The sequence below is a fragment of the Streptomyces sp. MMS24-W38 genome (genome assembly GCF_059889265.1).
In genome coordinates this window covers 5,717,760-5,738,852 of sequence record NZ_JCBCPP010000001.1, presented here as the reverse complement: position 1 = coordinate 5,738,852, position 21,093 = coordinate 5,717,760, and the positions used below count along the sequence as shown (strand labels likewise).

19 protein-coding genes are annotated in these 21,093 nt (G+C 71.4%); 1 reads left to right on the top strand and 18 read right to left on the bottom strand.

What is annotated here, in order from left to right:
* From AC6F7H_RS25110 to pyrR, 14 genes are all read right to left on the bottom strand, one after another.
* Positions 1 to 2,148, bottom strand: a complete 2,148-nt coding sequence (locus tag AC6F7H_RS25110; protein ID WP_500759216.1) for a primosomal protein N' — start codon at positions 2,146 to 2,148, stop codon at positions 1 to 3.
* Between the two features lie 127 nt (positions 2,149 to 2,275).
* Positions 2,276 to 3,499, bottom strand: coding sequence for a methionine adenosyltransferase (metK, locus tag AC6F7H_RS25105; protein WP_500759214.1), 1,224 nt, complete (start codon positions 3,497 to 3,499; stop codon positions 2,276 to 2,278).
* A gap of 236 nt (positions 3,500 to 3,735) precedes the next feature.
* A complete protein-coding gene (gene coaBC / locus AC6F7H_RS25100) occupies positions 3,736 to 5,004 on the bottom strand; it encodes a bifunctional phosphopantothenoylcysteine decarboxylase/phosphopantothenate--cysteine ligase CoaBC (protein ID WP_500759213.1) in 1,269 nt (422 codons plus the stop codon).
* A gap of 145 nt (positions 5,005 to 5,149) precedes the next feature.
* Positions 5,150 to 5,422, bottom strand: a complete 273-nt coding sequence (gene rpoZ / locus AC6F7H_RS25095; protein WP_006382157.1) for a DNA-directed RNA polymerase subunit omega — start codon at positions 5,420 to 5,422, stop codon at positions 5,150 to 5,152.
* A gap of 83 nt (positions 5,423 to 5,505) precedes the next feature.
* Positions 5,506 to 6,099, bottom strand: a complete 594-nt coding sequence (gene gmk, locus AC6F7H_RS25090) for a guanylate kinase (RefSeq protein ID WP_109379447.1) — start codon at positions 6,097 to 6,099, stop codon at positions 5,506 to 5,508.
* A gap of 60 nt (positions 6,100 to 6,159) precedes the next feature.
* The gene (locus AC6F7H_RS25085) at positions 6,160 to 6,483 is read right to left on the bottom strand and encodes an integration host factor (protein WP_006382163.1); all 324 of its coding nucleotides are present in this window, start codon (positions 6,481 to 6,483) and stop codon (positions 6,160 to 6,162) included.
* Between the two features lie 257 nt (positions 6,484 to 6,740).
* Positions 6,741 to 7,586, bottom strand: a complete 846-nt coding sequence (pyrF, locus tag AC6F7H_RS25080) for an orotidine-5'-phosphate decarboxylase (protein ID WP_500759212.1) — start codon at positions 7,584 to 7,586, stop codon at positions 6,741 to 6,743.
* A complete protein-coding gene (locus tag AC6F7H_RS25075; protein ID WP_500759211.1) occupies positions 7,583 to 8,689 on the bottom strand; it encodes a quinone-dependent dihydroorotate dehydrogenase in 1,107 nt (368 codons plus the stop codon). Before AC6F7H_RS25075 ends, pyrF begins: the two co-directional genes overlap by 4 nt.
* Before the next feature lie 74 nt (positions 8,690 to 8,763).
* Positions 8,764 to 12,072 (bottom strand): carbamoyl-phosphate synthase large subunit, encoded by a 3,309-nt coding sequence (carB, locus tag AC6F7H_RS25070; protein WP_500759209.1) that lies wholly within the window; start codon positions 12,070 to 12,072, stop codon positions 8,764 to 8,766.
* On the bottom strand, positions 12,065 to 13,246 hold the full coding sequence (gene carA / locus AC6F7H_RS25065; RefSeq protein ID WP_500759208.1) for a glutamine-hydrolyzing carbamoyl-phosphate synthase small subunit: 1,182 nt from the start codon (positions 13,244 to 13,246) through the stop codon (positions 12,065 to 12,067). Before carA ends, carB begins: the two co-directional genes overlap by 8 nt.
* Positions 13,243 to 13,815 (bottom strand): PH-like domain-containing protein, encoded by a 573-nt coding sequence (locus AC6F7H_RS25060; RefSeq protein WP_500759207.1) that lies wholly within the window; start codon positions 13,813 to 13,815, stop codon positions 13,243 to 13,245. The genes carA and AC6F7H_RS25060 overlap by 4 nt, the downstream gene beginning before the upstream one ends.
* Entirely contained in the window at positions 13,812 to 15,107 is a 1,296-nt protein-coding gene (locus tag AC6F7H_RS25055) for a dihydroorotase (protein ID WP_500759205.1), read from the bottom strand. The genes AC6F7H_RS25060 and AC6F7H_RS25055 overlap by 4 nt, the downstream gene beginning before the upstream one ends.
* A 4-nt stretch (positions 15,108 to 15,111) precedes the next feature.
* Positions 15,112 to 16,086, bottom strand: a complete 975-nt coding sequence (locus tag AC6F7H_RS25050; protein WP_500759203.1) for an aspartate carbamoyltransferase catalytic subunit — start codon at positions 16,084 to 16,086, stop codon at positions 15,112 to 15,114.
* Positions 16,087 to 16,194: 108 nt separating this feature from the next.
* A complete protein-coding gene (gene pyrR, locus AC6F7H_RS25045; RefSeq protein WP_500759202.1) occupies positions 16,195 to 16,752 on the bottom strand; it encodes a bifunctional pyr operon transcriptional regulator/uracil phosphoribosyltransferase PyrR in 558 nt (185 codons plus the stop codon).
* Between the two features lie 274 nt (positions 16,753 to 17,026).
* On the opposite strand from pyrR, the gene bldD reads away from it, so the two are divergent.
* Positions 17,027 to 17,530 (top strand): transcriptional regulator BldD, encoded by a 504-nt coding sequence (gene bldD, locus AC6F7H_RS25040; RefSeq protein WP_109379456.1) that lies wholly within the window; start codon positions 17,027 to 17,029, stop codon positions 17,528 to 17,530.
* Between the two features lie 254 nt (positions 17,531 to 17,784).
* On the opposite strand, the gene nusB is transcribed toward bldD, so the two are convergent.
* The 4 genes from nusB to AC6F7H_RS25020 all read right to left on the bottom strand — a co-directional run bounded on the left by nusB (position 17,785) and on the right by AC6F7H_RS25020 (position 20,917).
* Entirely contained in the window at positions 17,785 to 18,219 is a 435-nt protein-coding gene (gene nusB, locus AC6F7H_RS25035) for a transcription antitermination factor NusB (protein WP_500759200.1), read from the bottom strand.
* 2 nt (positions 18,220 to 18,221) lie between these two features.
* On the bottom strand, positions 18,222 to 18,788 hold the full coding sequence (gene efp, locus AC6F7H_RS25030; protein WP_500759198.1) for an elongation factor P: 567 nt from the start codon (positions 18,786 to 18,788) through the stop codon (positions 18,222 to 18,224).
* Positions 18,789 to 18,845: 57 nt separating this feature from the next.
* On the bottom strand, positions 18,846 to 19,952 hold the full coding sequence (locus AC6F7H_RS25025) for an aminopeptidase P family protein (protein WP_500759197.1): 1,107 nt from the start codon (positions 19,950 to 19,952) through the stop codon (positions 18,846 to 18,848).
* Positions 19,953 to 20,044: 92 nt separating this feature from the next.
* Positions 20,045 to 20,917 carry a Pro-rich N-terminal domain-containing protein gene (locus AC6F7H_RS25020; RefSeq protein WP_500759195.1) on the bottom strand — a complete coding sequence of 291 codons (873 nt, stop codon included), beginning with the start codon at positions 20,915 to 20,917 and terminating at the stop codon, positions 20,045 to 20,047.
* Positions 20,918 to 21,093 lie beyond the last annotated feature (176 nt).

The window sequence follows — 21,093 nt, the reverse complement described above, 5'->3', positions numbered from 1 at the left end:
TCAGCCGATGTCGAGTGGGTCGATCCGCACCCGTACCGGTGTGTCGCCCCCGCGGGCCATGCGCGCCGCCTGGGCCGACTTCAGTGCGCCGGTGAGCGCCGCCCCCCTGCCCGGTGGTACCCGGATCAGCGCCCGCTCCCAGTGGTCCCCGGGCGGCGAACCGCCTGGTCGCCGGGGGCGGCCGACGGGGGTGCGGGACAGCGGGACGGGTCCCAGCACCTCCGCCTCCCCCGGCAGTTCGACCGCGCGGAGAAACTCCGCCACGGCCTCCCCCGGCCCCGACACGGCCGCCATCCGCGACACCGGCGGAAAGTCCAGCTCGGTCCGCTCGCTCAACTCCCGCACCGCGTGTCCCACCGGGTCCCACCGCACCAGCGCCTGCACGGGCCGCAGCGTCGGCTCGGCGATCACCACCACCGTGCCGCCGGCCGCCTGCGGACGCACCAGCGCCGCCGCACCGATCCACCGGCGCAGCGCGTCCTCCGCGGCCCGCAGATCGGGCCGGCCCAGCATCGCCCAGCCGTCCAGCAGCAGCGCCGCCGCGTAGCCGCCCTCCGCGACCGGCTCGGCCCCGGGGGTGCTCACCACCAGCGCGGGCGCGTCCGGCACCGTGTCCAGCACATGCTCGCGCCCTGAGGTGCGCACCGGCACGGCGGGGAAGGCCCGCCCCAGCTCCTCGGCGGTCCGGCGGGCCCCCACCACCTGGGCCCGCAGCCGGAACCCGCCGCACTCCGGGCAGTGCCAGCCGGCCTCCTCGCGCCCGCACCACCCGCACCGCAGATCGTCGGCACCGTGCGCCTCCAGCGGCCCCGAGCAGTGCCGACACCGCGCGGGGGTGCGGCAGCCGGCGCACGCCATCCGGGGGACATAGCCGCGCCGGGGCACCTGCACAAGCACCGGCCCGTGCCGCAGCCCCTCCCTGACGGCCTGCCAGGCGAGCGTCGGCAGTCGGGCGGCACGGGCGGCCTCGTCCCGCGCGAGGTCCCCGTCACCGACGGTCCGCACCAGCGGCGCGGCGGCCCGTACCCGGTCCCTCCCGGCGACCAGCGGTCCGGCCCAGCCGGTCTCGACCAACTGGGCGGCCTCCACCGTGCAGCTCCAGTTCCCCAGCAGGAAGCCGCACCTGTCCTGCGCCGCCCGCAGCAGCAGCACTTCTCGCGCATGCGGCTGCGGGGCGTGCTGCTCGCTGTGGCTGGCGTCGCCGTCGTCCCAGAGCGCGACCAGCCCGAGATCCTGGACGGGCGCGAACATCGCCGCCCGGGTGCCGATCACGGCGCGCACGGACCCCCGTCGCACGGCGAGCCACTGCGCGTACCGCTTCTCGGGTCCGGCGTCGGCGGTCAGTACGGCATGCCGCCCCTTGCCCAGGAGCTCGGTGAGCGCGGCGTCGACACGGGCGACGCTCCGTCCGTCCGGCAGGACGACGAGCGCGCCGCGCCCCGAGGCCAGCGTCGCCGCGACGGCACGGGCCAGCTCCTCGCTCCACAGCGGTCCGGGCAGCGCGTTCCACACGGCGCGCGGAGCGCCGCCGGAGGCCAGCGACCGGAGGAAGGCCTCCCCCTGTTCGTACCGGGCCCAGGAGCCCGGCTCGGGTATCGGGGGCGGCGGCGCGGGGGCGGGCGAGGGACGCCGTTCGGCGCGGGCGTTGCGCGGCGGCACGGCGAGCTGAAGCACGTCGGCGAGGCTGCCCGCGTACCGGTCGGCGACCGCGCGGGCCAGCCCCAGCAGTTCCTCGCTCAGGACCGGCTCGGGCGACACCACCTGGGCGAGGGCGGCCAGCGGGCCGGAGTAGTCGGACTCGGCGAGTCGCTCGACGAGGAACCCGTCGATCAGCCCCCCGCCCTCGCGGCGTCCCTCGCGCACCCGGTGCCGGCCGGCCCCGAACCGCACCCGGACCCTGACGCCCGGCTGCGCGTCGGCGTCGAGCTCCTCGGGCACCGCGTAGTCGAAGTACCGGTCGAGGTGCAGCACGCCCTTGTCGACCAGGACGCGCGCGACCGGTAGTTCCCCGGCGAGCGCGGCACCCCGCCAGGTCCGCGGCTTGGCCCGGGGCGTGTCCGCCTTGCGCACGGTCTCGCGGATAAGCGCGAGCTGTTCCGGCGGGGCGCCCCGCGCACCACCGTCCACCTGCCCGTTCTCGCTGCTCACGCTTGCATTCTTACCAAACGCGACTGACAACCGGCGGCGTTCCCGCCCTCCGGGAACGCGCCGGGGCCCGGCGTCCCCGAAGGGACGCCGGGCCCCGGCGGACGTGCCATGGGTGCGGGCGTGCGGTCTACAGACCCGCCGCCTTGCGCAGCGCGTCCACGCGGTCGGTGCGCTCCCAGGTGAAGTCGGGCAGCTCCCGGCCGAAGTGGCCGTAGGCGGCGGTCTGGGCGTAGATCGGGCGGAGCAGGTCCAGGTCGCGGATGATGGCGGCCGGGCGGAGGTCGAACACCTCGTCGATCGCCCGCTCGATCAGCTCGGTGTCGACCTTGGCGGTGCCGAAGGTCTCCACGAACAGACCGACCGGCTCGGCCTTGCCGATGGCGTACGCCACCTGCACCTCGCAGCGGGCGGCCAGGCCGGCCGCGACCACGTTCTTGGCGACCCAGCGCATCGCGTACGCCGCCGAGCGGTCCACCTTGGAGGGGTCCTTGCCGGAGAAGGCGCCGCCGCCGTGTCGGGCCATACCGCCGTAGGTGTCGATGATGATCTTGCGGCCGGTGAGGCCCGCGTCGCCCATCGGTCCGCCGATCTCGAAGCGGCCGGTGGGGTTGACCAGCAGACGGTACTTCTCGGTGTCCAGCTTGATGCCCTCGTCCAGCAGCGCCTTCAGCTCCGGCTCCACGACGAACTCGCGGATGTCCGGGGCGAGCAGCGACTCGAGGTCGATGTCGGAGGCGTGCTGGGAGGAGACGACCACGGTGTCGAGGCGGACCGCCTTGTCGCCGTCGTACTCGATGGTGACCTGGGTCTTGCCGTCCGGGCGCAGGTAGGGGATCGTGCCGTTCTTGCGCACGTCGGACAGGCGCTTGGACAGGCGGTGGGCGAGGAAGATCGGCAGCGGCATCAGCGTCGGCGTCTCGTCCGACGCGTAGCCGAACATCAGCCCCTGGTCCCCGGCGCCCTGCCGGTCCAGCTCGTCCGTTTCCCCACCTGCGGCGGCACCCTCGACCCGGCTCTCGTACGCGGTGTCGACACCCTGCGCGATGTCCGGGGACTGGGACCCGATGGACACCGACACGCCGCAGGAGGCACCGTCGAAGCCCTTCTTCGAGGAGTCGTAGCCGATCTGAAGGATCTTCTCCCGCACCAGCTGCGGGATCGGCGCGTAGGCCTTGGTCGTGACCTCTCCGGCCACGTGCACCAGGCCGGTGGTGATCAGGGTCTCGACGGCGACGCGCGAGGTCGGGTCCTCGCGGAGCAGTGCGTCAAGGATGGTGTCGCTGATCTGGTCAGCGATCTTGTCGGGGTGACCTTCGGTCACGGACTCCGAGGTGAACAGACGACGGGACACAACGCTCCCTGGGGTTGCAGCGGCTGCTGGCTGATCATTGGCGGGCGGCGGGGGCTGCACCTCACGCCGTCCGTGGAACAGCTTATCTGTCGCGCCTCGCCACGGGGCCCCCTGTCTCGCCTCTCGGGAGCTCCGTGACCTGCGGCACGGGCATTCTGCCCATGTCGAGGCGGGTTGGCCAGAGGCGCCACACCCCGACGGGCGGCGTTTCCGGCCCGCGCACCGGATGTTCCCGTTCAGCCCAGGCGGCCGGCGACCAGGTCCCAGACCGTGTCGGCCAGGGCTTCCTTGGGGCCTTGGGCCACGGGCGTCTCGCTGCCGTCGGACCCCAGCACCACCGCCTCGTTCTCCTCCGAGCCGAACGTCCTGTGCTCGCCGACCTCATTGACCACGAGCAGGTCACAGCCCTTGCGCTTCAGCTTGGCGCGGCCGTTGGCGAGTACGTCGTCCGTCTCCGCGGCGAAGCCCACGATCACCTGCCCGGGGCGGGCCCGGTCGGCGGAGATCTCGGCAAGGACGTCCGGGTTGCGCACCAGGGTGACGGGCTCGGGCTCCTGGCCGTCCTTCTTCTTGATCTTGCCAGCCGCGTAGGCCGCGGGCCGGAAGTCGGCGACGGCGGCGGCCATGACCACCGCGTCGGCGTCGGCGGCGGCGCGCAGCACTTCCGCACGCAGTTCCACGGCGGTCCCGACGGGGACGACGTCGACCCCCGCGGGGTCGGGCAGGGACGCGTTGGCGGCGATCAGCGTGACGCGCGCGCCCCGCGCGGCGGCGGTACGGGCGAGGGCGTAGCCCTGCTTGCCGGAGGAGCGGTTGCCGAGGAAGCGGACCGGGTCGAGGGGCTCGCGGGTGCCGCCGGCGCTGACCACGACATGCCGTCCCGCGAGGTCGGGCTCGGCCGCGCCCCGGGCCAGCACCCGGCGGCAGACCTCGAATATCTCGCCGGGGTCGGGCAGCCGGCCCTTGCCGGTGTCCACGCCGGTGAGGCGGCCGACCGCCGGTTCGATGACGACGGCACCGCGTCGGCGCAGGGTCGCCACGTTCTCCCGGGTGGCCGGGTGCTCCCACATCTCGGTGTGCATGGCGGGGGCGAAGACCACCGGGCAGCGGGCGGTGAGCAGGGTGTTGGTGAGGAGGTCGTCGGCCAGGCCGTGCGCCGCCTTCGCCAGCATGTCCGCGGTGGCCGGGGCGACGACCACCAGGTCGGCGTGCTGCCCGATGCGGACGTGCGGCACCTCGTGGACGTCGTCCCAGACCTCGGTGGTGACCGGGTTCCCGGAGAGCGCGGACCAGGTGGCGGCGCCGACGAAGTGCAGTGCGGAGGCGGTGGGGACGACACGCACGTCGTGCCCCGACTCCGTCAGCCGCCTGAGCAGCTCACAGGCCTTGTAGGCGGCGATGCCGCCGGTGACGCCCAGAACGACCTTCGGCTTGTCCATGCCTCTCCGTCTCTCCGTCTCTTTCCGGTTGTCCGGCTCCCGTGCGCGCCTCGGACGGGCGCACACCTCTCATGCTGCACCACCGCGGGGAACGGCCCCCACGCCCCCGACAAAACCACAGGCCCGGCAGCCGTGCTGCCGGGCCTGTGGAAAAGTCGGTTGAAAGTCGCTGATACGACGTTGCGACCGCAGTACCGAATGACGGTGCGACTTACTGAGCGGGGCCTTCGACGGCCTCGGAGGTCAGCAGTCCCGCGTTGATCTCACGCAGGGCGATCGAGAGCGGCTTCTCGTGGACGTGGGTGTCGACGAGGGGGCCGACGTACTCGAGGAGCCCTTCACCGAGCTGCGAGTAGTACGCGTTGATCTGGCGAGCCCGCTTGGCCGCGTAGATCACGAGGCTGTACTTCGAGTCCGTGGCCTCGAGAAGCTCGTCGATCGGCGGGTTGATGATGCCCTCGGGCGTGGAGATGGAAGAGGACACGCTCTACCTTCCGATGGATGGGAAAGATGGGTGCAGATGAGATCTGCGTGATCGTGGGACGGCCGCTGGGGAAACGCTGACGATCACACGACGTTCATCAAGGCTAGCAGCTCGCGCGCCACGTCCTCGACGGAGGTGTTGACCAGGGTCGTGTCGAACTCCGGCTCGGCAGCCAGTTCGATCTTCGCGGCCTCCAGCCGACGCTCGACCACCTCGGGCGACTCGGTGCCCCTGCCCGTGAGCCGGCGCACCAGCTCCTCCCAGGAGGGCGGGGCCAGGAACACCAGCTGGGCCTCGGGCATGGACGTACGGACCTGCCGGGCGCCCTGGAGGTCGATCTCCAGGAGGACGGGCAGGCCCGACTCCAGGTGCTCCAACACCGCCGCGCGGGGGGTGCCGTAGCGGTTGCCCGCGAACTCGGCCCACTCCAGCAGCTCACCGTTGGCGATCAGCTTGTCCATCTCGTCGTCGGTGACGAAGAAGTAGTGGACCCCGTGCTGTTCTCCCGGGCGCGGCTTGCGGGTCGTCGCCGACACCGAGAGCCAGACCTCGGGATGGGCCTTGCGCATATGGGCGACGACCGTGCTCTTGCCGACCCCCGAGGGGCCGGAGAGCACGGTCAGCCGCGGACGAGCGTCCGGGGGTACGGGGGTCGTCCCCCGGGGTGTTGCAGCCATACGGCGATTATTCCAGCAATCCCGGGGTGCCCGGGACGCCGGTCCCGGACCGCCCGGTACTCAGGAGCCGGTGCTGCCGAACTCGCGCTCCAGGGAGGCGATCTGGTTGGAGCCGAGGCCACGCACCCGGCGGCTCTCCGAGATGCCCAGTCGCTCCATGATCTGCTTGGCGCGGACTTTGCCCACGCCCGGCAGGGACTCGAGCAGCGCGGAGACCTTCATCTTGCCGATGACGTCGTTCTCCCGGCCCTGCTTGATGACCTCGTGGAGGGAGGCACCGGAGTGCTTGAGTCGATTCTTGACCTCGGCCCGCTCCCGGCGAGCCGCGGCGGCCTTTTCGAGCGCGGCTGCGCGCTGTTCAGGGGTAAGGGGCGGAAGAGCCACGCCTACGTCACCTCGGATGTCGAACTGTCGGATACGGACCGGTGAGGAACCTGGTCGCCCCACACCTGGGAGCCACGGGCACCACACGCTTACCCGTTCACTCTCCGTCGGAGACTAGCGGCCAACTCCGTCAGAGTCAGCGAGAACAGCGGAAAAGTCCAGGTCAGCCTTGATCGAAACAGACATTTAGGGCTAATCGCCCAGGATTTGTCGCCGTATCCAGACCTCGGCAAGCTCCTGCGTCCCTCGTCGGAGGCTCAGGCCGATGTCACGGCCGCCCTGATCTCCTCCGCGAACCGCTCCGTGGCGTCACGCAGCGCGACCACATCGGCACCGTGGCGCAACACGCCCCGGCTCACGTTCGGCACGACGTTGCGCACCGCCTTCCCGAAGACCGCCGGGAGATCCGCCGCCGTGGCCCCCTGGGCGCCGATGCCGGGGGCGAGAAGCGGACCGTTGATGTCCAGGTCGTACGACGACAGGTCGCCGAGCGTCGCGCCGACCACCGCGCCGAAGGACCCCAGGGGCGCCTCCCCCGCGTTCTCGGCGGCCAGGTGGGCGAGCACGGTCGCCGCGACGCTGCGCCCGTCGGGACGCACCGCGTGCTGCACCTCGCCGCCCTCCGGGTTGGAGGTCAGCGCCAGGACGAACAGTCCCGCGCCGTTCTCCCGGGCCGTCTCCACCGCCGGGCTCAGCGAGCCGTAGCCGAGGTAGGGGGAGACGGTCAGCGCGTCCGAGAACAGCGGGGAGCCCCGGTGCAGGAAGGACTCGGCGTAGGCCGCCATGGTCGAGCCGATGTCACCGCGCTTGGCATCCATGACGACCAGCGCTCCGGCCTCCCTCGCTTCGGCGACCGACCTCTCCAGTACCGCGATGCCGCGTGAGCCGAAGCGCTCGAAGAACGCGCTCTGCGGCTTGAGCACGGCGACCCGGTCCGCGACCGCCTCGACGACCGTGCGGCTGAACCGCTCCAGTCCGGCCACGTCGTCGTTCAGGCCCCATTCGGCGAGCAGGGAGGCGTGGGGGTCGATGCCGACGCACAGCGGGCCGCGCGCGTCCATGGCGCGGCGCAGGCGCACGCCGAAGGGGTCGAGTCCGCTCATGCCGTCTTCCTCACGTCGGCGCCCACCGCGTCGGCGAGCGTGCTGTACGGGCTGGTGCGCAGCCGCGCGGCGAGTCCCTTGTGGACGGCGCGGCTCCAGAAGGGGCCCTCGTAGATGAGGGCGCTGTAGCCCTGGACCAGTGTGGCGCCGGCCAGGATGCGCTGCCAGGCGTCCTCGGCGTTCTCGATGCCGCCGACTCCGATCAGGGTGATCCGGTCCCCCACACGCGCGTACAGGCGGCGCAGCACCTCCAGGGAGCGTGCCTTGAGCGGAGCGCCGGACAGGCCCCCGGTCTCCGCGACCAGGGCGGGCTCGGAGGCCAGGGAGAGCTCCGCGCGCGCGATGGTGGTGTTGGTGGCGATGATCCCGTCCAGGCCGAGTTCCACGGCGAGGTCGGCGACCGTGTCGATGTCCTCGTCGGCGAGATCGGGGGCGATCTTGACCAGCAGCGGCACCCGGCGGCCGGGGGCGCTGCGGTCGGCGGCCTCGCGGACGGCGCTCAGCAGCGGGCGCAGCCGGTCCGCGGCCTGGAGGTCGCGCAGCCCCGGCGTGTTCGGGGAGGAGACGTTGACCACCAGGTAGTCGGCGTACGGTGCCAGCCGCTCGGCGGACTTCACGTAGTCCGCGACGGCCTCGTCCTCCGGTACCACCTTGGTCTTGCCGATGTTGACGCCCACCACGGTCCGGAAGACGGGTGTGCGGGAGGCCAGGCGGGCCGCGACGGCCAGCGAGCCCTCGTTGTTGAATCCCATGCGGTTGATCAGCGCCCGGTCCGGCACCAGCCGGAACAGCCGCTTCCCGGGGTTTCCGGGCTGCGGTTCCCCGGTCACCGTGCCGATCTCGACGTGGTCGAAGCCGAGCATCGCCATCCCGTCGACGCCGACGGCGTTCTTGTCGAAGCCGGCGGCGAGTCCGAAGGGGCTGTGCAGACGCAGCCCGAACGCCTCGGTGCGCAGTTCCTTGATCCGGGGGGCGAGCACGGCGGCGACGAAGGTGCGCAGCACGGGAATACCCGCGACGCGGCGGATCCAGCGGAAGGCCAGCCGGTGGGCCCGCTCCGGGTCCATGCGCTGGAAGATCAGACGGAAGAAGTACGTGTACATCGGGTGTCCTGTCCCAGGTGGTCCTCATGAAGAGGGGGACACCGTTGACGGTGTCCCCCTCCGGCGGCTCGGCCCTAGTCGCGGGCCGCTGTCAGATGGTGTGCGTGTTCCTGGAGCGAACGGACGCCCACCTCGCCGCGGTTGAGGGCGTCGATGCCCTGGACCGCCGCGGCGAGCGCCTGGACCGTCGTCAGGCACGGCACGGACCGCGCCACCGCGGCCGTGCGGATGTCGTAGCCGTCGAGACGGCCGCCGGTGCCGTACGGCGTGTTGACGATGAGGTCGACCTCGCCGTCGTGGATCAGCTGGACGATGGTCTTCTCTCCGTTCGGGCCGGTGCCCTCGGACTGCTTGCGCACCACGGTGGCGTTGATGCCGTTGCGCTTGAGGACCTCGGCGGTGCCGGAGGTGGCGAGCAGTTCGAAGCCGTGGGCGACCAGCTCACGCGCCGGGGAGATCATCAGGCGCTTGTCCCGGTTGGCGACCGAGATGAAGGCGCGGCCCCGGGTGGGCAGCGGCCCGTAGGCGCCGGCCTGCGACTTGGCGTAGGCCGTGCCGAAGACGGAGTCGATGCCCATGACCTCGCCGGTGGAACGCATCTCCGGGCCGAGGACCGTGTCGACGCCGCGGCCGTGGATGTCGCGGAAGCGTGACCACGGCAGGACGGCCTCCTTGACGGAGATCGGCGCGTCCAGGGGCAGTGTGCCGCCGTCCCCCTGGGCGGGGAGCAGGCCCTCCGCGCGGAGTTCGGCGACGGTCGCGCCGAGGGAGATCCGGGCGGCCGCCTTGGCCAGCGGCACCGCGGTCGCCTTCGAGGTGAAGGGGACGGTGCGGGAGGCGCGCGGGTTGGCCTCCAGGACGTAGAGGATGTCGCCGGACAGCGCGAACTGGATGTTGATCAGGCCGCGCACCCCGACCCCGCGTGCGATGCCCTCGGTGGAGGCGCGCAGCCGCTTGATGTCGAAGCCGCCGAGCGTGATCGGGGGCAGGGCGCACGCCGAGTCGCCGGAGTGGATGCCGGCCTCCTCGATGTGCTCCATGACACCGCCGAGGTAGAGCTCCTCGCCGTCGTACAGCGCGTCGACGTCGATCTCGACCGCGTCGTCGAGGAACCGGTCGACCAGCACCGGCCGGGAGGGGCTGATCTCGGTCGACTCGGCGATGTACGACTCCAGTCGGTTCTCGTCGTAGACGATCTCCATGCCGCGTCCGCCGAGCACGTAGGACGGGCGCACGAGGACCGGATAGCCGATCTCGTCGGCGATGGCCTTGGCCTCGGCGAAGGTGGTGGCGGTGCCGTGCTTGGGGGCCGGCAGGCCGGCCTCCGCCAGGACGCGGCCGAAGGCCCCTCGGTCCTCGGCGGCGTGGATGGCCTCGGGGGGCGTGCCGACGATCGGCACGCCGTTGTCCTTCAGCGCCTGGGCCAGGCCCAGCGGGGTCTGGCCGCCGAGCTGGACGATCACACCCGCGATCGGTCCGGCCTGCTGCTCCGCGTGGACGATCTCCAGGACGTCCTCCAGGGTGAGCGGCTCGAAGTAGAGCCGGTCGGAGGTGTCGTAGTCGGTGGAGACGGTCTCCGGGTTGCAGTTGACCATCACGGTCTCGTACCCGGCGTCGCTCAGCGCGAAGGAGGCGTGGACGCAGGAGTAGTCGAACTCGATGCCCTGGCCGATGCGGTTCGGGCCGGAGCCCAGGATGATCACCGCGGGCTTCTCGCGCGGGGCGACCTCGGTCTCCTCGTCGTAGGAGGAGTAGAAGTACGGCGTGTCCGCGGCGAACTCGGCGGCGCAGGTGTCGACCGTCTTGTAGACCGGACGGATGCCCAGTGCGTGCCGGACCTCGCGGACGACGTCCGCGCGCAGGCCGCGGATCTCGCTGATCTGCTCGTCGGAGAAGCCGTGCCGCTTGGCCTCGGCGAGCAGGTCCCGGGTCAGCTCGGGTGCCTCGGCGATATCGTCGGCGATCTCCTTGAGGAGGAAGAGCTGGTCTACGAACCAGGGATCGATCTTGGTGGCGTCGAAGACCTCCTGGGGGGTGGCTCCCGCACGGATGGCCTGCATGACCGCGTTGATGCGGCCGTCGGTCGGGCGGATCGCCTCGTCGAGGCGGAGCGCCTTGTCCCCGGGGTCGCCCACGAAGGTGAACCGGCTGCCCTTCTTCTCCAGCGAGCGCAGCGCCTTCTGCAGGGCCTCGGTGAAGTTGCGGCCGATCGCCATGGCCTCGCCGACCGACTTCATGGTGGTGGTGAGGGTGGAGTCGGCACTCGGGAACTTCTCGAAGGCGAACCGCGGGGCCTTGACGACGACGTAGTCGAGGGCCGGCTCGAAGGAGGCCGGGGTCTCCTTCGTGATGTCGTTGGGGATCTCGTCGAGGGTGTAGCCCACGGCGAGCTTCGCGGCGATCTTGGCGATCGGGAATCCGGTCGCCTTGGAGGCCAGTGCCGAGGAGCGCGACACACGCGGGTTCATCTCGATGACGATGACGCGCCCGTCCTCGGGGTTCACCGCGAACTGGATGTTGCAGCCCCCGGTGTCGACACCGACCTCGCGGATGACGGCGATGCCGACGTCCCGCAGGATCTGGTACTCGCGGTCGGTCAGCGTCATCGCGGGCGCGACGGTGATCGAGTCGCCGGTGTGCACGCCCATGGGGTCGAAGTTCTCGATGGAGCAGACGACCACGACGTTGTCGTGCTTGTCGCGCATCAGCTCCAGCTCGTACTCCTTCCAGCCGAGGATGGACTCCTCCAGGAGCACCTCGGTGGTCGGCGACAGGGTGAGGCCCTGTCCGGCGATGCGGCGCAGTTCGTCCTCGTCGTGGGCGAAGCCGGAGCCGGCGCCGCCCATGGTGAAGGACGGGCGGACGACGACGGGGTAGCCGCCGAGCTCCTCGACGCCCTTGAGGACGTCGTCCATGGAGTGGCAGATGTAGGACCGGGCGGACTCGCCGTGGCCGATCTTCTTGCGGACCTCCTCCACGACGTCCTTGAACAGTTCGCGGTCCTCGCCCTTGTTGATGGCCTCCACGTTGGCGCCGATCAGCTCGACGCCGTACTTCTCCAGGACGCCGTTCTCGTGCAGGGAGATCGCGGTGTTCAGGGCCGTCTGGCCGCCCAGGGTGGGCAGCAGGGCGTCCGGCTGCTCCTTGGCGATGATCTTCTCGACGAACTCCGGGGTGATCGGTTCGACGTAGGTGGCGTCGGCGATCTCCGGGTCGGTCATGATCGTCGCCGGGTTGGAGTTGACCAGGATGACGCGCAGGCCCTCGGCCTTCAGCACCCGGCACGCCTGGGTGCCGGAGTAGTCGAACTCGGCGGCCTGGCCGATGACGATCGGGCCGGAGCCGATGACCAGGACGGACTGGATATCGGTGCGCTTAGGCACGCTGGCCCTCCATCAGGGATACGAAGCGGTCGAACAGGTAGGCGGCGTCGTGCGGACCCGCCGCCGCTTCCGGGTGGTACTGGACGCTGAAGGCCGGCCGGTCGAGCAGGCGGAGCCCCTCCACCACGTTGTCGTTGAGGCAGACGTGGGACACCTCCACCCGGCCGAACGGGGTCTCGGAGACCTTGTCGAGCGGGGCGTCGACGGCGAAGCCGTGGTTGTGCGAGGTGACCTCGACCTTGCCGGTCGCACGGTCCTGCACCGGCTGGTTGATGCCTCGGTGGCCGTACTTCAGCTTGTAGGTGCCGAAGCCGAGGGCGCGGCCGAGGATCTGGTTGCCGAAGCAGATCCCGAAGAGCGGGGTGCCGCGCTCCAGGACGCCCCTCATCACGGAGACGGGGTGGTCGGCGGTGGCGGGGTCGCCGGGGCCGTTGGAGAAGAACACCCCGTCGGGGTTGACGGCGTAGACGTCGTCGAGGGTGGCGTTCGCGGGCAGGACGTGCACCTCGATGCCGCGCTGTGTCATGCGCTGGGCGGTCATGCCTTTGATGCCGAGGTCGATCGCGGCGACGGTGAACTTCGCGGTGCCGACCGGGAGGGCAGCGCCGTCGGGGCCGACGGCGGGGACGACGTACGGCTCGGTGGTGGCGACCTCGGCGGCGAGGTCGGCGCCCTTCATCTCGGGGGCTTCCCGCACGTCGGCCAGGAGCGCGGCGTCGTCCCGTACGGCGTCGCCGCTGAAGATGCCGACGCGCATGGCGCCCCGTTCCCGCAGGTGCCGGGTCAGCGCGCGGGTGTCGATGCCGCTGATGCCGACGATGCCCTGGGCGGCGAGCTCCTCGTCCAGGGCGCGGCGGGAGCGCCAGTTGGACGGCACGCGCGCGGGGTCACGCACGACGTAGCCGGCGACCCAGATCCGCTGGGACTCGGGGTCGTCGTCGTTGACACCGGTGTTGCCGACGTGCGGTGTGGTCATCACGACGACCTGGCGGTGGTAGGAGGGGTCGGTGAGGGTCTCCTGGTAGCCGGTCATCCCGGTGGAGAACACCGCTTCGCCGAAGGTTTCCCCCACCGCCCCGTAGGCACGGCCGCGGAAGACCCGGCCGTCCTCCAGGACGAGTACGGCGGGAAGCACCTTCTTGCGAGAGGTGGTTCCCCGGGTGGAGGTTGTCATCGTTCGGCGCCTTCCGTTGTGACGTTCGTCTTGCTCATGGAGTTGATGGCCGGGACCCACTCGTTGTGGTCGGCCGCGTGGTCGAAGCGGAAGCCGGAGTCGATCAGCCGCTCGCCGTGTGCCCAGGTGACGACGAGCAGACCGCCCTCGGTGAGCACTTTGCCGGCGATGCCCTTGTCGAGCCGGGCCCCGCGCAGCGCGTCGGCCGGGACGAAGAAGTCGCCGGCTCCGGGGCGCACGACGTCCAGGCCCGCGTCGGTGAGGGTGAGCTCCACCCGGCTGCGGGTGCCCAGGCCGTGCGCCACGATGCGGTCGAGCCACTGACCGGCGGTGGTGGAGCCGTGGTAGCGGCCGCCCGCGCTCAGTTTCGCCGGGCCGGGGTCGTCCGGGGCCGTGGGCAGCCCGGGAAGGTCGCCCTGGAGGGTGCCGCGCCACTTCCAGCCCTCGCGCATCAGCCAGTAGACGAGCGCGACGAAGAGGGCGAGTCCGACGACCCAGCCGATCCTGGCCGCCCAGTCGGTCACTTCCGCCGATCGTTTCTCGGCGGCCAGCAGGATTACAGGTGTCACGTGAGCTTCCCGTCGACGAGCGTGGCCGTGCCCCGGAGCCAGGTGTGCGTGACACGGCCCGGCAGCTCGCGGCCCTCGTACGGGGTGTTGCGGCTGCGCGAGGCGAAGCCCGCGGGGTCCACGGAACCACGGTATGCCGTGTCGACGAGGGTGAGGTTGGCGGGCTCACCGACCGAGACGGGACGGCCGTGGCCCTCGGCCCGTCCGATGCGCGCGGGGGCGAAGGACATCCGGTCGGCCACGCCGGCCCAGTCCAGCAGGCCCGTGTCGACCATCGTCTCCTGGACCACCGACAACGCGGTCTCCAGGCCGACCATGCCCATGGCCGCGGCCGCCCACTCGCAGTCCTTGTCCTCGTGCGGGTGCGGGGCGTGGTCGGTGGCGACGATGTCGATCGTGCCGTCGGCGAGCGCCTCGCGCAGCGCCAGGACGTCCCGCTCGGTGCGCAGCGGCGGGTTGACCTTGTAGACCGGGTTGTAGGTGCGCACCAGCTCGTCGGTGAGGAGCAGGTGGTGCGGGGTGACCTCGGCGGTGACGCGGATGCCGCGGGCCTTGGCCCAGCGCACGATCTCGACGCTGCCCGCCGTCGACAGGTGGCAGATGTGGACGCGGGAACCGACGTGCTCGGCGAGCAGGACGTCCCGGGCGATGATCGCCTCCTCGGCGACGGCCGGCCAGCCGCCCAGACCCAGCTCGGCGGAGACGACGCCCTCGTTCATCTGGGCGCCCTCGGTCAGCCGGGGTTCCTGCGCGTGCTGGGCGACGACGCCGTCGAAGGCCTTCACGTACTCCAGGGCGCGCCGCATGATCACGGCGTCGTGGACGCACTTGCCGTCGTCGGAGAAGACGGTGACGCCGGCCGCGGACTCGTGCATGGCGCCCAGTTCGGCGAGCGTGCTGCCCTCCAGGCCGACGGTGACGGCGCCGACGGGCCGTACGTCGCAGTAGCCGTGCTCCTTGCCGAGCCGCCAGACCTGCTCCACGACGCCGGCGGTGTCGGCGACCGGGAAGGTGTTGGCCATGGCGAACACGGCGGTGTAGCCGCCGCTCGCCGCCGCGCGGGTGCCGGTCAGCACGGTCTCGGAGTCCTCGCGGCCCGGCTCGCGCAGATGGGTGTGCAGGTCGACCAGGCCGGGCAGCAGCACCTTGTCGGCAGCCTCGACGACCTCGGCGCCCTCGACGGTCTCGGCACTCAGTCCGGTGCCGACGGCCGCGACGGTCCCGCCGTCGATCAGCACGTCCTGCGGGTCGCCGCCGAGCACCTTCGCACCGCGGATCAGGGTCTTGCTCATGGTGTTACTTCTCCTCCGTGGTGCGGGTGAGGGCGGGTTCGTTGCCCCCGAGCAGCAGGTACAGGACGGCCATCCGGATGGAGACCCCGTTGGTGACCTGCTCGACGACGGTGCAGCGGCCGGAGTCGGCCACCTCGGCGGTGATCTCCATCCCGCGGACCATGGGGCCGGGGTGCATCACGATCGCGTGCTCGGGCATCCGCCGCATGCGCTCGCCGTCGAGGCCGTAGCGCCGTGAGTACTCGCGCTCGGTCGGGAAGAACGCGGCCTTCATGCGCTCGCGCTGCACGCGCAGCATCATCACGGCGTCGGACTTGGGCAGGGTGCGGTCGAGGTCGTAGGAGACCTCGCAGGGCCAGGACTCGATGCCGACCGGCAGCAGGGTCGGCGGGGCGACGAGAGTGACCTCGGCCCCGAGGGTGTGCAGCAGGTCGACGTTGGAGCGGGCGACCCGGCTGTGCAGGACGTCACCGACGATCGTGATGCGCCGGCCGGCGAGGTCCTGGCCGATGCCGGCGTCCGGGCCGACGAGCCGGCGCCGCATGGTGAAGGCGTCGAGCAGCGCCTGGGTGGGGTGCTGGTGGGTGCCGTCGCCGGCGTTGATGACGTGCGCGTCGATCCAGCCGGAGGTGGCCAGCCGGTACGGGGCCCCCGAGGCGCCGTGCCGGATGACTACGGCATCGACCCCCATGGCTTCCAGGGTCTGCGCGGTGTCCTTGAGGGACTCCCCCTTGGAGACGCTGGAGCCCTTTGCGGTGAAGTTGATGACGTCCGCGGACAGCCGCTTCTCGGCGGCCTCGAAGGAGATCCGGGTCCGGGTGGAGTCCTCGAAGAAGAGGTTGACGACGGTCCGGCCGCGCAGGGTCGGCAGTTTCTTGATCGGCCGGTCGGCGACCCGGGCCATCTCCTCGGCGGTGTCGAGGATCAGGACGGCGTCGTCGCGGGTGAGGTCGGCGGCCGAGATGAGATGACGGTGCATCTGTCAGGCTCCGTAAGACGGTTCAATCGGAAGAACGGGAGAATCCGGGCACCCGGAGGCGTGGAGGCGCCCCGGGCCGGCGCACGCCGACGACGTGCGCCCGGATCGCTACGGGGAAGGCCGCTTGGCGCCGAGCAGCACGGTGTCGCGACCGTCCTCCTCGGCGAGCAGGACCTTGACCGTCTCCCGCAACGACGTGGGGAGGTTCTTGCCGACGTAGTCGGCGCGGATGGGCAGTTCGCGGTGGCCGCGGTCGACGAGAACGGCGAGCTGCACCGCGCGGGGGCGCCCGATGTCGTTCAGCGCGTCGAGGGCGGCGCGGATGGTGCGCCCGGAGAAAAGAACGTCGTCGACGAGGACGACCAGTCGGCCGTCGATGCCGTCACCGGGGATCTCGGTGCGGGCCAGCGCGCGCGGCGGGTGCATGCGCAGGTCGTCGCGGTACATGGTGATGTCGAGCGAGCCGACCGGGACTTTGCGTTCGGTGACCTGCTCGAGCTTGGCGGCGAGCCGCTGGGCGAGGAAGACGCCCCGGGTCGGGATGCCGAGGAGAACCACGTCGTCGGCGCCCTTGGCGCGCTCGACGACCTCGTGGGCGATGCGGGTCAGTACCCGCGCGATGTCGGGGCCTTCGAGAACGGGCCGCGCATCGACGTGCGTGTCCATGTGAACGGACCTCCTTCTCCGCCTCACGGGACGGACATTAAAGGACGTCGGAATTGCGTCGCCCACATTATCAGGTCGGCAGCGACACCCCTGTTCACCCCTTCGCCCGCCGCCCCTCACCCCCCTGGCGCAACCGGTCCGGCGTAGCACGGAAGAGTCGGTGTGGACCATTCGGCTTGACGGGCGAGAGTAACTCTGCGTAACCTCACAGTGAGTTACCAGCCGCGCGGCCTGGAAACATGCCAGCCGCGTCGACACAGTGCCGGGGAGCTATATGTCCAGCGAATACGCCAAACAGCTCGGGGCCAAGCTCCGAGCGATCCGCACCCAGCAGGGCCTTTCCCTCCACGGTGTCGAGGAGAAGTCCCAGGGCCGCTGGAAGGCGGTCGTGGTCGGTTCGTACGAACGCGGCGACCGCGCCGTGACCGTGCAGCGTCTTGCCGAACTGGCGGACTTCTACGGCGTTCCGGTGCAGGAGCTCCTTCCCGGCACCACTCCGGGCGGAGCCGCCGAGCCGCCGCCCAAGCTGGTCCTCGACCTGGAGCGGCTGGCCACGGTGCCGCCGGAGAAGGCGGGTCCGCTGCAGCGGTACGCGGCGACGATCCAGTCCCAGCGCGGCGACTACAACGGCAAGGTGCTCTCGATCCGTCAGGACGACCTGCGCACCCTCTCCGTGATCTACGACCAGTCCCCCTCGGTTCTCACCGAGCAGCTGATCAGCTGGGGCGTCCTGGACGCGGACGCGCGCCGTGCGGTCGCCTCGCACGACGAGGGCTGATCACGGAGCGCTCCGCGGGTTGAGCAGAAACGTACCGCCGGGGTGGCCCGAACCTGTGAGGTTCGGGCCACCCCGGCGGTCTTCGTCCGGCCGACCTGTCATCCCCGTCGTCCGTCCCGTCACCGGGGTCCGGTGGCACCGAGTACGCCGGAGGGCCCGCAGCAGTCGTGCTGCGGGCCCTCCGGCGTGTCTGTGCCGGCGCGGGCACCTGCCGGGCGCCTGTACCGGTTCCTGTCCCGGTTGGCGGTGCCCGCTCAGGTCTCGTCGCGGCGCAGCGAGGGCTTGAGTTCCTTGAGCCGGCCGAGGAGGCCGTTGATGAACGAGGGCGACTCGTCCGTGGAGAACTCCTTCGCCAGCTGCACCATCTCGTCGAGGACGACGGCGTCCGGGGTCTCGTCGACCCAGATCAGCTCGTACGCGCCGAGACGCAGGAGGTTGCGGTCGACGACCGGCATCCGGTCCAGCGTCCAGCCGACCGAGTACTGGGCGAGCAGCTCGTCGATGCGCGTCGCGTGCTCCGCGTAGCCCTCGACCAGCTGCATCGTGTACTCGCTCACCGGCGGCTGCCGGGTGTCGGAGCGAGAATGCCGGACCCAGTCCGCGAGGACCGTCAGAACGTCGGCGCCGCGCTGGTCACCCTCGAAGAGGATCTGGAAGGCGCGCTTGCGGGCCGTGTTGCGGGCAGCCACGGTTAGCTGGTCACCCGGCCGAGGTAGTCGCTGGTGCGCGTGTCGACCTTGATCTTCTCACCGGTGGTGATGAAGAGGGGCACCTGGATCTGGTGACCGGTCTCCAGCGTGGCCGGCTTGTTGCCACCGGTGGAGCGGTCGCCCTGGACGCCCGGCTCGGTCTCGGCGACGGTCAGCTCGACGGCGGCCGGCAGCTCGACGAAGAGCACCTCGCCCTCGTGCTGGGCGACGTTGGCCTCGAAGCCCTCGACGAGGAAGTGCGCGGCGTCACCGACGACCTTGCGGTCGATGTGCATCTGGTCGTAGGTCTCCATGTCCATGAAGACGAAGTAGTCGCCGTCCATGTAGGAGAACTGCATGTCCCGCTTGTCGACGGTGGCCGTTTCGACCTTCACGCCGGCGTTGAAGGTCTTGTCGACGGTCTTGCCGGAGAGCACGTTCTTGAGCTTGGTACGCACAAAGGCCGGGCCCTTGCCGGGCTTGACGTGCTGGAACTCGACTACGGACCAGAGCTGGCCGCCTTCGAGCTTGAGCACCATGCCGTTCTTGAGGTCGTTCGTGGAAGCCACGTTGCGGAATCTCCTGGACTGACGTGAGACGACCCGGGGCCGGCACTCGGCGCGAGGCTAGAGCGCCAGCAGCTCCTTGGTCGTGATGGTGAGTAGCTCGGGTCCGCCGTCCGCCTCGGGGCGTACGACGAGCGTGTCATCGATCCGGACACCGCCCCGGCCCGGGAGATGAACCCCTGGTTCGACGGTGACCGGCACACAAGCGTCCAGTTTACCCATGGCCGCCGGGGTCATCTGCGGGTCCTCGTCGATTTCGAGTCCGACTCCGTGCCCGGTGACGGCCGGAAGGGCCTCGGCGTACCCGGCCCCGTTCAGCACCTGACGGGCCGCGCGGTCCACGTCACGGCAGGCGGCGCCGGGTACGAGGGACTCCCGTCCGGCCCGCTGAGCGGTGAAGACGAGGTCGTACAGCTCGATCTGCCAGTCCGCGGGGGCGGTGCCGATGACGAACGTACGGCCGATCGCGCAGCGGTACCCGCGGTAGGCGGCGCCGAGACAGACGGAGAGGAAGTCGCCCTCCTCCACCCGCCGGTCCGTGGGCCGGTGACCGGGCCGCCCGGAGTTCGGGCCGGTGGCGACGGAGGTGGCGAAGGCGGGGCCGTCGGCGCCGTGGTCGACCAGCCGACGCTCCAGCTCCAGCGCGAGATGCCGCTCGGTGCGGCCGACGAGGATCGACTCCAGCAGCTCGCCCAGGGCCTGGTCGGCGATCTCCGCGCCGATGCGCAGGCAGGAGATCTCCTCCTCGTCCTTGACCACCCGGAGCTGCTCGACCGCCGCTCCGACGTCGGCCAGACGCAGCCCGGGAGCGGCCGAGCCGAGGGCGCGGTGCCGGGTCACGGTGAGATGGTGCTCCTCGACGGCCAGGGAGTCGGCGCCCTGGGCGGCGGCGAGACCGGCGGCCAGGGCGGCCGGATCGCCGCCGGCCCTCGGCACGACGTGAACACGCAGCGCCTCGTCGGGCCGGGACTGCGGGAAGCGGTCGTCGAGGGGCGCGGCGCACACCAGCAGGTCCTCGGCCGGGCCCAGCAGCAGCACGGTGTCCTCGGGGACGGCGCCCGCGAGATAGCGCACATTGGCGGGCCGGGACACCAGCGCCGCCGCGCTGCCGCCCGCGTTGCAGCACTCCCTCAGCCTCATCCGGCGGACCGCGTACACCTCAGACATGACCCGAGCCTATGAGCGATGGCCGGATATCGCCGGTCGAGAGGTCCGAGTGGGCGGGCCGGCCCGGGGGCGGCGGCGCCGTGGGGCGGGATTCACCAAGCCGGAGGGCTGGCGATGGACCGGGCCAGGACGTCGTCCAGGATCGCGGCCGTTTCCGGTATGCCGAGTTGGGAGTTGTCGATGATCGGGAGGCCCGAGCCGTACCAGCCGGCCATGCGGCCGTGGATGCGGGCGACCTCCTCGTCGCCGAGGCGGCGGTTGCCGGACCGCTCCGCGTTGCGTTCCAGGACGATGTCCAGGCCCGGCAGCAGGACGACGGGCAGCAGGCCCGGCCCCACATGCCGTTTCCAGCCACCGAGGCCGACGACGGGGCGGTCGGGGAAGACGGCATCGTCGAGGATGCAGGAGATGCCGTTGGCGAGGAAGTTGCGCGCGGCGAAGCCACAGGTACGGCGGGCCAGCCGGTACTGCGCCTCCGAGTGGTCGTTCCACCCGGTCTGCGGGTCGGCGAAGCCCGACCGCACCCACTCCCGTACGTCGTCCAGGCTGATGTGCGCGGTCGGCACCCGGCGGTGGTCCGCCCAGTACTTGGCGACACTGGTCTTTCCCGCTCCCGCCGGGCCTATGAGCAGCACCGCGAGGGTCGTACCGGCCGGGTCGGGGGCCGCGGGGGCCTGTGGGGCGCTGGGCACGGCCACGGGGCCGCCGGGCGGCAGCGGTACATGACCGGTGGCGTCCGGCGGCGGAATCGAGGGATGCCCGGCCTGCGGAACGCCTGCGGGGCGGGGCGCCGGCCCGGGCGGGGGCGCGGGGTACCCCGGGGCCGGAGGGGCCGGAGGTGGTGGGGGCACCGGGGCGGGCCCCTGGTGCGCTCCCGGGTGGTGTGCGGCCGGTGACCAGCCGTCGGCCGATCCGTGCCCCGGTCGGTGGGGCGGCGGCAGCGGAGAACCCACTGCGTGCTGCATCCGGTGCCACTCCGTCTCGGTCTGCTGGGCTCGGTTCACTCGCCACAGGCGACAAGCACTGAAGGCAGGGTGGGCCCCCGCTCTCCCCCACCCTAGAGCGTCGGGCCGACTGTTCGAACGGTATGGCCCACTGCCATTGTCGGATGAACGGCCGGGGGCGTCCCCGAGTGCCCCGA